Source organism: Janthinobacterium glycogeni (genome assembly GCF_051380725.1).
Lineage (GTDB): Bacteria > Pseudomonadota > Gammaproteobacteria > Burkholderiales > Burkholderiaceae_D > Janthinobacterium.
In genome coordinates this window covers 69,596-84,419 of sequence record NZ_JBNYXP010000015.1, presented here as the reverse complement: position 1 = coordinate 84,419, position 14,824 = coordinate 69,596, and the positions used below count along the sequence as shown (strand labels likewise).

The following is a 14,824-nucleotide window of genomic DNA, read 5'->3' as shown; positions in this document are numbered from 1 at the left end:
TTAACATGAACACGAAAGCGTTGATGGGGTATGCCGGCTTGCTGGCGCCCCTGTTGCTGGCGGCATGCACGGTGATGCCGGAAGGCCCGTCGGCCACGGCCTTGCCCGGTACGGGCAAGAGTTTCGCGCAATTTCAGGGGGATGATGCCAGTTGCCGCGGTCATGCGCAGGTGCAACTGGCCGGCACCGCCGCGGACCACACTTCCTCGCATGGCATGCAGCGCCGCTACGATGATGCCTACCAGCAATGCATGTATGCGAGCGGCCACAAGGTCCCGGCCGCCGGGCAGCTGCTGGGCAGCGTGCCGGCCAATGCCGCCACGCCGCCGCCCGATACGCCGCCGCCCCGCTATTAGAAGCGCGACGTCAGGCCGACGAACATGCGCCGTCCCGGCACGTAATAGTCGACCAGGCCGTCGGCCATCGGGCCCTTCTTGAACAGGTTTTGCACGCCGCCGCGCACGGTCCATTGCGGCGTGACCTTGTACGACACGACGGTGTCGACGATGGTGTAGGCCTTGTCGGCCAGCTTGCCCGCGTCGAGTTCCTTGCCCGTGTACTGGGCCGACACTTCGCCGAACAGCTGGTCGTTGACTTGCCAGCCCAGCGCCGAGTACCACGACAGCTTCGGCGTCGACAGCAGGTTGGCGCCCGTGGTGAGGTTTTTCGCCTCGGCCATGTAGGTCACGTTGTTACGCCAGTTCAGGTTTTTCGTCAGCGGGATGGTGGCCGTCGCTTCCAGGCCGCTGGTGCGCGCTTTCTGGATATTCGTCATCTTGGTCCACCACTGCTTCTGGTAAAAACCCAGCGGCGCATAGTCGATCTTGTTCTTGAAATCCGTGTGGAAGTACGTCAGGCCCACGTCCCAGCCATTCTGTTCCCACGCCACGCCGATCTCGCCGGCCGTGCTCGTTTCCGGCTTCAAGTCCGCATTGCCGGCCATGTAGCAGCCGCCCGTGATGTAGCCCAGCGGTTTGAGGCTGCCGCAACCGCGTCCGCCCGACTGCGTGGCCGCCGCCGGCGAGTTTTCCTTCAGGCTGGGGGCGCGGAAGCCTTGCGACACGCCGCCCTTGATGGTCCAGGCGGGGGCAGGGTGGTACACGAGGTACAGGCGCGGGCTGTAGTGGTTGCCGAACTTGCTGTGGTGATCGAGACGCAGGCCGGCCGTCGCCGTCAGGTTGTCGCGCAGGAAAAGCTGGTCTTCCGCAAACAGGGCCGAGGTGGTGCCGGAGAGGGTGGCGCCGCTCACGGGGTTGCCCAGGTAATCGGTGGGCACGGTGCCGATGGTGTCCCTGTTCGTCAGTTCCTGGTGCTTCCACTGGCCGCCCATCACCAGCATCTGCTCGATGCCGCCCCAGCCGACCCGTTTTTCCAGGCTGGCGTCGAGTGTGCTGTCCTTGGATTTGGCCACTGTGCCGACGACTTCGTTGTCGAAATCGTTGTGATACAGGTTGACCATGACCTTGCCGAAGTCCCAGCGGCCTTCATAGCCGATGCTGGCGCTCTTGCGTATCAGCTTGCTCGCGCCCCAGGCGCCGAACAGCGGGTAGCCGTCCGCGTCGAGCGTGGTCGAATCCGTCGATTGCTGCTTGCCGTAGCTGGCGTCCAGCGACAGGTTCTGCTTCTTGTCCAGCGCCCAGTTCAGCTGGCCCGAGACAGTCTGGTTGCGTTCGCCGCCGATGCCGCCCGATTTGCCGATCGCTTTTTCATCGGGATTCTGGCGCGTCTGGCCCACGCCCAGGCGCATGCCCACCGTGTCCGACAAGGGGCCAGCCAGGTTCACGCCCAGCTGGTGCGCCGTGCCGCGGCCGCTGTCCTGCGGCTGCGTGTAGTTGGCCGTGGCCGAACCGTTCCATTTGCCCGGCACCTTGCGCGTGATGATGTTGATCACGCCGCCCATGGCGTCCGAACCGTACAGCGACGACATGGGTCCGCGCACCACTTCGATGCGCTCGATCATGTCGGGCGAGATCCAGTTCAAGTCCTGGCGGCCCAGGTCGGGACGGTAGGCCGTGTCGGCTGAACTGCCCACGCGCTTGCCGTCGACGAGGATCAGGGTGTATTTGTCGGGCAGGCCGCGCAGCTTGATCTTCGATTCCTCGCCCACGGGGCTGGTGCCGCCCGTCACGCCGGGAATGCGGCGCAACAGGGTATTCAAGTCATACACGGGCTGGCGCTCGATTTCCTCGCGCGTGATGACGCTGATGCTGGCCGGCGCATCCTTGATGTCGATGGCCGTACCGGACGCGGTGACGACGACCGTGTTCATGGTCGGATCGGCGGCCGCATTGCCTTCGGCCCAGGCGCTGCTGACGGCCAGCGACAGCAGGCAGGGCAGGACGATGGCGGCGCAATGGCGGGAACGGGCGGGAGTGGCGGCGGGGGCTGCGAAGGTTGCGAAGGCGGGACTGCGCTTGGTCATGGTGAACTTTCCGGATGTTGTTTTTTCCTGGCTGCCTTCCGGGTGGCTCGGGCATGAATGATTGAAAATGCAATAAACTGCGCTCCTATTTCACGAATGAGAATAAGAATCGTTCTTATTGTAATGCTATCCTGGCAAGAAGGAAAGTGCTGAAAGGAAATAAAACGCCGTTGCAGCATGTGTCTGGCGGCTGCCAGCGTGTGCGTGTTACTCGTGCTGGCATCTGGCGCCGTGTGTGCCAATAATGAAAGCGGTATGATCGATTTTTGGGGAGGGGGCATGACGACGATGACAAAAACCGTGCTGGCGCTGGCCGGCGCCCTGCTGCTCGCTGGCGGCCATGCCTGGGCGCAGGAACAGTCGGTGCCCGCCGAGTCCTTGACTGAGCCTTTGCCCGTGTGCCGGCTCGATCCGCATGACAGCGGCAAGCTGGCGGTGGAGCCGTGTCGTCCGGCGTCGCCCGTGCAGCCGCGCCGCGCCGTGGCGCAGGTGATCGGCCGCATGCCGGCGCAGCCCGCACCGCCCGTCGTGCCCATGGCGCCCCTGCCGCCCAGCCCGGCCGTGCCCATGCCGCGCGCGCCGCAGCCCATCGGTTCATGCGACACGGGCGGTTGCCGCGACGCGGCCGGCGCGCGCTACAACGGCGCGGGCAACGCAACGCTCGATGCCAATGGGCGCATCTGCCACCGCAATGGGGCGTTCTTGCAGTGTTTCTAGGAAGTCGGCGCCAGCGTAGGACGCTGCCATGCCGGAAGAATTAGACGGACCCGGCGCGTTGCCGGTGGGCATTATCCGTGCATGCCCCGCCTCTCCATTTCAGAAGTATTAATAAATAAATAAACTTTCAGAATGGATGGCTGGAATTTAATTATTGCTTTTTTGTATATATCATGAAACAATAACAATAAATATTTAATAATTTATTGTTGTCATCGTACTGTTGTTAATTTACAATGAAATCAGCCCATCTCCGTCTCTTGTTCGTCACGTTTTCCATCTGTGCCCTGGCGGTATTTTCCTGGTATTTTTTGGCAGGACATGCACTGGTGGAGGCAGCCTATGACGGGCGCTCATGGTCAGTGCTCAATCGGGTATTGGGGCATGCGGACCGCCACCCGCTGGCATTTTATCTCCAGAAAATGGATGCTTTGGTGAGCTTTTTCCTGCTGCTTTGGCTGGCCTTCACCGTCACTGCGGCTGTGTTCCTGCATCGCTTGCACCGGCCCGCAGCCAAGAGCGACGATGGGCTCGATTACCTGCTGTTCGCCAGTTACACCGCCGTGTTTGCGGGCATGCTCCTGCGTTTCGGCACGCAGGAAAGCTGGTACCTGATCGATGACATCATGGCATTCAAGGGTACGCCGCCGTTCCAGCACCGCGTCATGTTCATTTTCCCGGCACAGGTCCTGCAGCATCTGTTCCCCCGCCTGGGTGCCATCGAGTGTTATCTCTGGTCCCAGGTCCTGGCCGTGGTGCTGATGCTGTGGTCGGTCAGGCGTTTTGCCGCGCTGTTCATCCGCCGCGACCTGGCCTTCGTGGCGCAGTTTCTGGTGCTGTGCATGTGGGCGCCCACGGTCACCTATTACACGTTTTACGATATCGGCATTATTTTTGTCTATTCCTTTTGCCTCTACCATCTGCTGCGCCGCGAAATGCTGCCCTACGTGGCGATGCTGGTGGCGGGAACGTTCAATCACGAGATCACGCTCTTTCTGATCGTGACGAGTGGCTTTGTCTTGCTTGGACAGATGAAACTGCGCTCGCTGGCAGGCTGGATCTTGCTGCAACTGCTGCTGTATGGCCTGGTGCGCGTACTGATGTTTTATGTGTTGCCAGCCCATCAGGCATGGGAAGGGGGCAAGTTTGCCAATAATATCAATCTCTTCCTGCACCATCCGCGTACGCTGGTACAGAATCTGGGTCCTATATTGCTGTGGTATCTCGTGGCCGCCTCCGGCTGGCGCTATGCGTCGGCGCCGCTGCGCCGCTGCCTGATTATCCTGCCGTGTTTGCTGACCATGACCTTGATGGTGGGACAGTTCAATGAAGGGCGCCAGTTTGACGCCTTCATCCCCGTTGCCGTGGCATTCATGTTGTGCGCTCTGAGCGCGCGTGTCGGTGCGCCAGCCATGCCCACGCCGGATCGGGACAGCGCCTGGTTGCTGTCACGCATGCCGGCATCCGGCAAGGGAAGGTAATATCATGGCCGAATCCATGTTGCGCGCGCAGGGCGAGCAGAAGAGTGTACCGCTGGTGGTCGATCTCGACGGTACGCTGATCCATTCGGACTTGCTGTGGGAAGCGATTCTCATCTTTATCAAAATACGCTTCTTGCAGCTCTGGCGATTGCCGTTCTGGCTATTTTCCGGTAAGGCTGGCTTCAAGGAAAAAATGGCGGACATGGTGGAGATCGATCCACAAGCCTTGCCGTATGATCAGATTTTGCTGGCCGACCTGGCGCGTCAGCGCAGCGAAGGGCGCCAGATCGTTCTGGCGACAGGTTCGCAGCGCCGTTTCGCCGACGCCATCGCCGTCCACCTGGGCCTGTTTGACCGCGTGCTGGCCACCGAGGACGGGATCAATCTCACTTCGCACAACAAGGCGCATCAGCTGAGCGAGCTGTTTGGCGCCAAGGGGTTTGATTACATAGGCAATGCCAGTGTTGACGTCGCGGTATGGAATGCCAGCAACGCGGCGTTTTCCGTCACGCGCACGCCGTTCCGTCTGGCCGGTGGCGGCGCCACGCAGGCGGCGGGGACGCCGCGCGCCGGGTGGGGCGCGCCCCTGCTCAAGGCAATGCGGCCCCGCCAGTGGCTGAAGAATCTGCTCGTCTTCGTGCCGATGCTGGCCGGCCATGCGATAAATTTGCCGACCTTCCTGCAGGCGCTGGTGGCGTTTGTCGCTTTTTCGCTGTGCGCCTCCAGCGCCTATCTGCTCAATGATGCGCTCGATGCGCCCGATGACCGGCGCCACCCCAGCAAGTGCCGCCGGCCGATAGCCGCCGGCAGCCTGCCGCTGCCCGTTGCCTTGCTGGCCAGTCCGCTGCTGGCCATCCTGGCGCTGGCCATTTGCGCACTGTTCGATCCCCTGCTGTTGCTGGCCGTGGCGATTTACTTCGCCAGCACACTGGCGTACTCGATTTACCTGAAGCGCTTGCTGATGGTCGATATCGTCACCCTCGCCATCCTGTATACCTTGCGCATCCTGGGGGGCAGCGCGGCGACGCATATCGAACCGTCGTTCTGGCTGCTGGCCTTTTCGTTCTTTATTTTCCTCAGCCTGGCGCTGCTCAAGCGCTATAGCGAGTTATTCAATCTGGAGCGCCAAGGCAAGGAAAAGACGCGCGGCCGCAGTTATACGACGGCCGATAAGGCACCGATCGGCATCATGGGCGTGAACAGCGGATTCATTTCGCTGCTGGTGTTCATGCTGTACTTTAATTCCCAAAACATCCTGGTACTGTATGCGCGTCCCTACCTGTTGCTGGGGATCGTGCCCCTGCTGGTGTTCTGGCTTGGGCGACTGTGGACGCTGACCTTCCGGGGCGAGGTCAACGAGGATCCCGTGCTGTATGTGAGCAAGGATCCTGTCAGCCTCGTGGTCATCGCCGCCTGCATGGCGCTGGCGGTCGGCGCCAGCCTGTAGAATGTCGCACCCTCTCCCGCAACCGTACCCGAACCATTACCGATGATAACTTCCGCTTCCGCCGGCTTCCTATGGTGCGCGCTTGCCTCTGTGGCCAGCGCGGCCGCCACCTTGCTGATCAAAATGTCCAGCCAGTATGGCAGCGGCCTGAATGTCGTCCGCCTGCTGTGGCTGGGCGGCGCGGGGGGCGCCTATGCCCTGGGCTTCATCTGTTATGCGGTGGCGCTGGAAAAGCTGCAAATCAGCCTGGCCTATCCCGTCATGACGGCCATCACGATGGCGCTGGTGACCCTGATCGGCTGCTGCGTGCTGCAGGAAGCGCTCACCATGCCGAAAGTGATCGGCATTGTGCTGATCACGGCGGGCGCTTTCGTCCTGTCCCGCTGAGCGCTCCAGCACCGGCCTGCTCCGTTCATCCATAACTTTTGGCTACGCCGCGCAAAAAATGGCTACAATTGTCGCCGACATTACGTTTACGTAAACGTAATGATGGCATCATGCATCCACCATCAGGCGCCGGGAACACGGCCCTTATCACTCAGGAGATTTCATGCAGATTCAGGACAATGTATTCATCATCACGGGCGGCGCTTCGGGCCTGGGCGCGGCCACGGCGCGCATGCTGACGGCGGCGGGCGGCAAGGTCGTGCTGGCCGACGTGCAGACCGAGGCGGGCCAGGCGCTGGCCGCTGAACTGAACGGTGTGTTCGTGCAGTGCGACGTCACGTCGGAAGAAGACGGCCTGGCCGTGGTGGCCGCGGCGACCAAGCTGGGCACCTTGCGCGGCCTGGTCAACTGCGCCGGCGTGGCGCCGGCCGTGAAAACCGTGGGCAAGGATGGCCCGCATCCGCTGGCCCTGTTCCAGAAGGTCGTCAACATCAACCTGGTCGGCACCTTCAATATGTGCCGCCTGGCGGCCGACGCCATGGCGAAACACGAGGCGACGGCCGAAGGCGAGCGCGGCATCATCATCAACACGGCGTCCGTGGCGGCCTACGATGGCCAGATCGGCCAGGCCGCGTACGCCTCGTCGAAGGCGGCCGTGGTGGGACTGACCCTGCCGATGGCGCGCGACCTGTCGCGCAACGGCATCCGCGTCATGACGGTGGCGCCCGGCATTTTCGAGACGCCGATGCTGCTCGGCATGCCGGCCGAAGTGCAGGATGCGCTGGGCAAGATGGTGCCGTTCCCTTCGCGCCTGGGCAAGCCGGGCGAATACGCGCAACTGGTGAAGGCCATCGTGGAAAACGTCATGCTCAATGGCGAGACCATCCGCCTGGACGGCGCCATCCGCATGCAGCCCAAATAAGCCCGGCGTGATTTGATGTAGGATATCCCCGTATGGGGCGTACAGCCTTGCCTGGCTGTGCGCCCTTTTTTTATCGGAGAATCCATGATCGCATTGAAGCCGCTGGCGCTGAGCCTGACCTTGCTGGGGGCTTTGGCCGCCAGTCCCGTATTTGCCGAAGTGCCGCAGAAGGCGCCGGAAATCGCCACCGCGTATGCGGAAAAAAACGGCTGGGCGGCGCAGAAATTCATGGTCGCCGCCGCCAATCCGCTGGCCGCCGATGCCGGCTACCAGATGCTGAAAAAGGGCGGCAGCGCCATCGACGCGGCCATCGCCACGCAGCTGGTGCTCACCCTGGTCGAACCGCAATCGTCGGGCATCGGCGGCGGCGCCTTCCTGCTGTATTCCACCGCCAAGGGCGTGCAGGCGTTTGACGGGCGCGAAACGGCGCCTGCCGCGGCGGACGAACACCTGTTCCAGAATGCCGACGGCAGTCCCGTCTCGCGCGCCACGGGCGTGGTGGGCGGGCGTTCCGTGGGCGCGCCGGGCGTGCTGCGCATGCTGGAACTGGCGCACAAGGAACACGGCAAGCTGCCGTGGGCGACCCTGTTCGGTCCCGCCATCAGGCTGGCGCACGGCGGTTTTCCCGTCAGCCAACGCCTCAACGGCTTGCTGAACTGGGACCAGGCCCTGAAGCGCGACCCGGTCGCCGCCGCGTATTTCTATGACGGCGAGGGCAAGGCCTGGCCCGTCGGCCACGTGCTGAAAAATCCGGAACTGGCGCGCACCCTGCGCGAGATCGCCCGCGGCGGCGCCGACGCGTTCTACAACGGCCGCATCGCGCGCGACATCGCCGCCAAGGTGGCGGCGCACCCGAGCAATCCGGGCAAGCTGACGGCGCAGGACATCGCCGGCTACCGCGCCAAGGTGCGCGAACCCGTCTGCAGCGACTACAAGGCATGGACCGTGTGCGGCATGCCGCCACCGTCGTCGGGCGGCATCGCCATCGCGCAGATGCTGGGCATATTGGAGGTCAAGGATATCCGCCCGTATCCACCCGTCGACGGCGTGCTCGATGCGCAGGCGATTCACCTGTTCTCGGAAGCGGGGCGCCTGGCCTACGCGGACCGCAACCGCTACGTGGCCGACACGGACTTCGTGCCGCTGCCGGGCAAGGGCGTCGCCTCGATGCTCGATAAAACCTACCTGGCGCAGCGTGCATCCCTGATCGGCGAGAAATCCATGGGCAAAGCCTTGCCCGGCACGCCGCCCGGCATGCAGGTGGCGTGGGGCATGGACAACGCCTTGCAGCGTCCGTCGACGTCGCACCTGGTGGCGGTGGACGCTTTTGGGGGCGGCCTGTCGATGACCACCAGCGTGGAAGACGCGTTCGGCTCGCGCCAGATGGTCGACGGCTTCCTGCTGAATAACCAGCTGACAGATTTCTCGTTCGATTCGCGCGATGCCGACGGCCCGATCGCCAACCGGGTCGAGGCGGGCAAGCGTCCGCGCAGCGCCATGTCGCCCACCCTCGTGTTCGAAAAGGGCACGCACAAGCTGGTGCTGGCGACGGGGTCGCCCGGTGGCTCGTCCATCATCAACTATGTCGCCAAGGTGCTGGTCGGCACCATGGACTGGGGCCTGAACGTGCAGCAGGCGATCAGCCTGCCGAACTTCGGCAGCCGCAACGGCCCGACGGAACTGGAAAAGGGCCGCGCGCCGGCCGCCCAGGTCGAGGCGCTGCAGGCCATGGGCCACGAAGTGCGCGTGATCGAGCAGAATTCCGGCTTGCAGGGCATCATGCGCCTGAATGCGCACGGCAAGGATTTCTGGTTTGGCGGCGCCGATCCGAGAAGAGAAGGCATGGTTCGGGGCGATTGATTTTTTGATTACTACTGTTTAGGCCAAAGGAAAAAGCTGGGGTCAGACCCAACGGGTCTGACCCCGAAACTTTTCCACAAAGTATCAAGACCCTGCTAATCTGCCGGCATGGGAATGCAAAATAAAACAGGCTTGATACTCACGGGAGGGGGCGCCCGTGCCGCCTACCAGGTGGGCGTGCTGCAGGCGATTTCGGCGATTCTGTGGGAAGCGGGCTGGGCGCCGGCGCGCAACCCGTTCGACATCATCTGCGGCACCTCGGCCGGCGCCATCAACGCCACGGCGCTGGCCTGCCGCGCGGATAACTTCGGCGAAGGCGTGCAAAAGCTGCTCGACGTGTGGCAGCACATCGAAGTCGAGCAAGTGTACCGCGCCGACTCGCTGGGCGTGATCCGCTCGGGCGCGCGCTGGCTGTCCTTGCTGTCGTTCGGCTGGCTGCTGCGCCAGTGGCATGCGTCGCCGCCCAATTCACTGCTCGACAATACCCCGCTGGTCAGCCTGCTGCACCGCATGCTCGACCTGCCGCGCCTGGACGCGGCCCTGGCCGACGGCTTGCTGCACGCGCTGGCCGTGACGGCGTCGTCGTACTCGGGCAGCCGCCACATGACGTTTTACCAGACGGCCGGCGATATCGCGCCCTGGGTGCGCACGCAGCGCCTGGCGCTGCCGGACCAGATCGGCGTGGAACACTTGCTCGCCTCGGCCGCCATCCCGTTCATCTTTCCCGCCGTGCCCTTGTACGTGGGCGGCCAGCGCGAATACTGCGGCGACGGTTCCATGCGCCAGCTGGCGCCGATCTCGCCGGCCATCCACCTGGGCGCGAACAAGGTGCTGGTGGTGGGGGCGGGGCGCATGACGGAACCGGCGCCCGCCGCGTCCGAAGCGGCGCGCTACCCGAGCCTGGCGCAGATCGCCGGCCATGCGCTGTCGTCGATCTTCCTCGACGGCCTGGCCGTCGACATCGAACGCCTGAACCGCATCAACCTGACCCTGTCGATGCTGCCGCCCGAGTTGCTGGGCAAGACGGCCTTGCGGCCGGTGGAATTGCTGGTCATCGCGCCGTCCGAGCGGCTCGACGCCATCGCCAGCCGGCATATCGGCAGTTTGCCGCGTCCCATCCGCACCATGTTGTCGGGCATCGGCGCGGCTGAAGCGCGCGGCGCGGCGCTGGCATCGTATTTATTGTTCGAATCGACGTATACTAACGAGCTGATCCGTCTTGGACAGCGCGATACGCAGGCCCGCAAGGACGATGTACTGGCGTTTTTTGGTTCTTGAGACGGCCCCCGGAACAGTTGCCGGAGTTTCGCGTTTTTTTTGACAGGACGATTGTGCTGGTATTTCGACGTGTTTGCGATGTTGCCTCACTGCTAATTTTACTGCTGGGCGGCTGGGCCATGGCGGCACCTGCGCCCACCCTGCGTTTCGATCAGCTCAGCGTCGACCAGGGCCTGGCGCAGGAATCGGTGCTGGCCATCGCCCAGGACCGGCAGGGCTATATGTGGTTCGGCAGCCAGTCCGGCCTGAGCCGCTACGACGGCTACCGCATGGTCGTCTACAAGAATATCGAGGGCGACAAGACCAGCCTGGCCGACAACTGGGTCGGCGAGCTGCATGTCGATAGCCAGGGCCGCCTGTGGGTGGGCACGGACAATGGCCTGGACCGCTTCGACGCCGCCAGCCAGACCTTCATCCATTATGGCCCGGCCGAAAAGAGCAAGCGCGGCAACGGCAACCGGCATATCCACGCCATCCTCGACGATGGCGCGCGCGGCTTCTGGATCGCCACCTCGGACGGCTTGCAGCATTTCGACCCCGCCACGGGCGCCTTCCGCACCTGGCACCATGAAGAAGGCAACCCGCACAGCCTGGGCGACAATGAAATCAAGGCGCTGGCGCTGGACGCGCAACAGCGCCTGTGGATCGGCACGGTCACGGGCCTGGACATGCTGGCGCCGGGCAGCGAGCGCTTCGAGCATTTCGCCGTCGACACGCAACCGGGCTCGAAGTACAACGTCATCCAGTCGCTGCTGATCGACCGCCAGCAGAACCTGTGGATCGGCACCATGGCCGGCGCCGAGCGCTGGCGGCTGGGCGGCGCCGGCCAGCCGCCGCAGGCGCGCGTGCGCTTCGGCGAGAAACATGGCTTTTCCGCCATCCGCGTGGCCAGCCTGTATCAGGATGTCGACGCCACCGTCTGGCTGGGCAGCAATGCCGACGGCCTGTTCCGCTGGCTGCCCGACAGCGACACCTTCCTGCAGTACCGGCACCAGACGGGCGACAAATTCAGCGTCGCCGACAACCAGCTGTCGTCCTTGTACCGCGACCGCGCCGGCACCTTCTGGGTCGGTTCCTGGTACAACGGCGTGAGCCGGGTCGACCTGGGCAGCGGCGGTTTTTCGCGCATGGCGCGCGCCCCCGGCGACGTGGGGGCGCTGGCGGACAAGAAGGTGCGCGCCGTGGCCGACGCGGGCAATGGCAAGCTGTGGCTGGCCACCAAGGGCGGCTTGAAACTGTACGACACGCGCAACGGCAGCTCGCGCCTGTTCGACCTGCGCAGCGCACCCGGCATGTCGCGCGACGAGCAGGTCACCACCCTGTACAAGGCGCCGGACGGCGTGCTGTGGGTGGGCGGCTCGACGGGCTTGCACCGCTTCGATCCGGCGCTGGGGCGCTTCTTTACCATGCGCTTTGCCGCCGGCGACCCCAACAGCGACACCATCCGCAATGTCGTGAGTGACCGCAGCGGCATGCTGTGGGTGTCGACGCGGGGCGGCGTGCACCGCTTCGACCCGGCCAGCAAGCGTTTTACCACCTACCGCCACGATCCCGCCGACCCGAACAGCCTGTCCGACAACATGGTGCGGCCCGTGCTGGAAGACGGTAAGGGGCGGTTGTGGATAGGCTCCTTCCACGGCCTGGACTTGCTGGACCGCGCCAGCGGCCGCTTCCGCCATTTCCGCCACGATCCGCAAAACCCGCATAGCTTGAGCCACGATGAAGTGCATTTCCTGCACGAAGACAAGCGCGGCGTGCTGTGGGTGGGCACGGCCAATGGCTTGAACCGCATGGACGTCGATGCGAAAGGCGAGATCCGCTTCCGGCGCTTCCTGCGCAAGGATGGCATGGCCGACGACGCCGTCGCCAGCATCCTCGGCGACGACAACGAGCAGCTGTGGCTGAGCACCAACAGCGGTATCACGCGGCTCGACATGCGCAGCGGCCTGTTTCGCAACTACGACAGCGCCGACGGCACGGTGGAAGGCTCGTACTTCGATGGCGCGGCGCTGCGCGCGGCGGACGGCACCATGTATTTCGGCGGCTTCAACGGCATGACGGCATTCGTGCCGCAGGATATCCACGACAACCGCGTGCCGCCGCTGGTGGCCGTGACGGAACTGCAGATATTCAACAAGCCGGTGGCCATTGGCCGCGGCGAGTTCGCGCATGTGCTCAAGAAGGCCATCGACCATACGCGCGAGCTGGTGCTGACCAGCCGCGAAAGCGTCTTTTCGCTGGAATTCGCGGCCCTGCATTTCGCCGCGCCCCAGCGCAATATGTTCGCCTACCGGCTCGAAGGCTTCGACCAGGACTGGGTCATGACGGATGCGGGGCGGCGGTTTGCCACCTACACCAACCTCGACGCGGGCAACTACGTGTTCCGCGTCAAGGCGGCCAACAAGGACGGCGTGTGGAACGAGAGCGGCGCCACCCTGGCCATCACGATTTTGCCGCCGTTCTGGAAGACCTGGTGGTTCCGCACCCTGATGGCGCTGTTGCTGCTGGGCGCCGTGTATGGCGCGTACCGGCAGCGTGTGCGCGCGCTGCGGCGCCAGCAGAACGAGCTGGAAAAACTGGTCGGCGAACGCACGGCCGAGTTGCAGAGCAAGGAAATCGAGGTGCTGGCCCAGTCGGAAAAGCTGGCGCAAGTGAACAGCAGCCTGACGAAAAACGAGGAGAGCCTGCGCCAGGCCAAGCGCAAGGCCGAGGACGCGACGCGCCAGAAGTCGGAATTTTTGGCCAACATGAGCCACGAGATGCGCACGCCGCTGGCCGGTGTGATCGGCATGCTGGGCTTTGCCCTGCGCGACGAACAGCTGCACGACGCCACGCGCGAGCAAATCCTGCGCGGCCAGGCCAATGCACAGTCGCTGCTGGTGATCATCAATGACTTGCTCGATTTTTCCAAGATCGAGGCGGGCAAGCTGAGTATCGAAAACATCGACTTCGCGCTCGGCGCGGCCATCGAGACGGTCGTGACCCTGTTCGAGGAGCAGGCGGCCGCGCGCAGCATCGGTTTCTCCATCGATTTCGCGCCCGACCTGCCGCCCTTCGTGGTGGGCGACCCGACCCGCTTGCGCCAGGTACTGGTCAACCTGGTCGGCAATGCCTTCAAGTTTACCCAGCGCGGCGGCGTCAGCGTGTGCGTCGAGCGGGCCGGCGTGGCCAGCGGCAGCGGCGGGCGCAAGGTTAACCTGATCCGCTTTACCGTCAGCGACAGCGGCATCGGCATCGATGCGGACGCGATGGCGCGCCTGTTCCAGAAGTTCGAGCAGGCCGACGCCAGCACCACGCGGCGCTACGGCGGCACGGGCCTGGGCCTGGCGATCTGCCGCCAGCTGGTCGAACTGATGGATGGCGAGATCGAGGTGGCCAGCACGCCGGGGCAGGGCAGCACGTTTGCCTTCACCCTGCCGCTGGCCGACGGCGTGGCGCCGCCGCTGGTGCCGCAGGTGGCGCTGGCGCCGCACAGCCACCAGCTGCGCGTGCTGTGCGCGGAAGACTTCCCCACCAATCAGATCATCATCCGCGTCATGCTCGAAGAACTGGGACACCGGGTCGACGTGGTCGCCAACGGCATGCTGGCGGTGGCGGCCTGCGTGCATACGCGCTATGACCTGATCCTGATGGACGGGCGCATGCCGGAGATGGACGGCGCCACGGCGACGCGGTTGATCCGCGTGGGCGGCTGGCCGGACCAGCCCGTGCGCGACCAGGAACTGATGATCGTGGCCCTGACGGCGAATGCCAGCGAAGAGGACCGCAGCCGCTATCTGGGCGTCGGCATGGATGATTTCCTCAGCAAGCCGGTGGACGAGGCGGCGCTGCATGGCTTGCTGGCGCGCGCCATCGAGCGCCAGCTGCAGCGCGGTTTCATGTTGCCGCGCATGCCGTCGAACGCGCCGCGCGGCGTGGCGCGGGGGCAGGCCGAACTCGACGCCCTGTTCGGCATCGCGCCGGCCATCCCCGCTGCACCGCCATCCCAGTCCCTCCGCAGCGGCGAACTGCAACGACGCATCCGCGTCGCCTTCGTCGCCGATCTGGAGGGACGCCTGCGCGAACTCGACACCGCCCTGGCGGCACAGGACCGGGACAACGCCGGGCGCCTGCTGCACGGTTTGAAGGGCAGCGCCGCCTATCTCGATGAAACGCAGCTGCACATGCTGTGTACGGAAATGGAAGAAGCGGCGGACGGCGGGCGCTGGACGCAAGTGGCCCTGCATTTGCCGCAATTGCGCGCACTGTTGGCGCAAATAGCCGTTTCCGGCAAGGAAATGTAAAATAGGCAATTCCAGCCGTGGAGCGCG

At 64.2% G+C, this 14,824-nt stretch carries 10 protein-coding genes; 9 read left to right on the top strand and 1 reads right to left on the bottom strand.

Annotated features, from left to right (window positions below; translation table 11 throughout):
* The first annotated feature begins 5 nt into the window (after positions 1-5).
* Positions 6-356, top strand: coding sequence for a glycine zipper family protein (locus ACQ4W4_RS24970; RefSeq protein ID WP_436544239.1), 351 nt, complete (start codon positions 6-8; stop codon positions 354-356).
* On the opposite strand, the gene ACQ4W4_RS24965 is transcribed toward ACQ4W4_RS24970, so the two are convergent.
* Positions 353-2,422 carry a TonB-dependent receptor domain-containing protein gene (locus ACQ4W4_RS24965; RefSeq protein WP_436544238.1) on the bottom strand — a complete coding sequence of 690 codons (2,070 nt, stop codon included), beginning with the start codon at positions 2,420-2,422 and terminating at the stop codon, positions 353-355. The two genes, ACQ4W4_RS24970 and ACQ4W4_RS24965, sit on opposite strands and share 4 nt — an antisense overlap.
* Positions 2,423-2,701: 279 nt before the next feature.
* Here ACQ4W4_RS24965 and ACQ4W4_RS24960 point away from each other — a divergent pair, with 279 nt between their 5' ends.
* The 8 genes from ACQ4W4_RS24960 (at position 2,702) to ACQ4W4_RS24925 (ending at position 14,797) form a co-directional block, all read left to right on the top strand.
* Positions 2,702-3,139, top strand: coding sequence for a hypothetical protein (locus ACQ4W4_RS24960; protein WP_436544237.1), 438 nt, complete (start codon positions 2,702-2,704; stop codon positions 3,137-3,139).
* Between the two features lie 236 nt (positions 3,140-3,375).
* Positions 3,376-4,620, top strand: coding sequence for a hypothetical protein (locus ACQ4W4_RS24955; protein ID WP_436544236.1), 1,245 nt, complete (start codon positions 3,376-3,378; stop codon positions 4,618-4,620).
* A 4-nt stretch (positions 4,621-4,624) separates the two neighbouring features.
* Positions 4,625-6,067, top strand: coding sequence for a UbiA family prenyltransferase (locus ACQ4W4_RS24950; protein ID WP_436544235.1), 1,443 nt, complete (start codon positions 4,625-4,627; stop codon positions 6,065-6,067).
* Between the two features lie 42 nt (positions 6,068-6,109).
* The gene (locus ACQ4W4_RS24945; RefSeq protein WP_436544234.1) at positions 6,110-6,454 is read left to right on the top strand and encodes a DMT family transporter; all 345 of its coding nucleotides are present in this window, start codon (positions 6,110-6,112) and stop codon (positions 6,452-6,454) included.
* A gap of 163 nt (positions 6,455-6,617) precedes the next feature.
* The gene (locus tag ACQ4W4_RS24940) at positions 6,618-7,376 is read left to right on the top strand and encodes a 3-hydroxyacyl-CoA dehydrogenase (protein ID WP_436544233.1); all 759 of its coding nucleotides are present in this window, start codon (positions 6,618-6,620) and stop codon (positions 7,374-7,376) included.
* Between the two features lie 84 nt (positions 7,377-7,460).
* Positions 7,461-9,236: a gamma-glutamyltransferase gene (gene ggt / locus ACQ4W4_RS24935; RefSeq protein ID WP_436544232.1), complete on the top strand. Its 1,776-nt coding sequence runs from the start codon at positions 7,461-7,463 to the stop codon at positions 9,234-9,236.
* 108 nt (positions 9,237-9,344) lie between these two features.
* Positions 9,345-10,514: a patatin-like phospholipase family protein gene (locus ACQ4W4_RS24930; protein ID WP_070224601.1), complete on the top strand. Its 1,170-nt coding sequence runs from the start codon at positions 9,345-9,347 to the stop codon at positions 10,512-10,514.
* Positions 10,515-10,633: 119 nt separating this feature from the next.
* Positions 10,634-14,797, top strand: coding sequence for a hybrid sensor histidine kinase/response regulator (locus ACQ4W4_RS24925; RefSeq protein ID WP_436544231.1), 4,164 nt, complete (start codon positions 10,634-10,636; stop codon positions 14,795-14,797).
* Positions 14,798-14,824 lie beyond the last annotated feature (27 nt).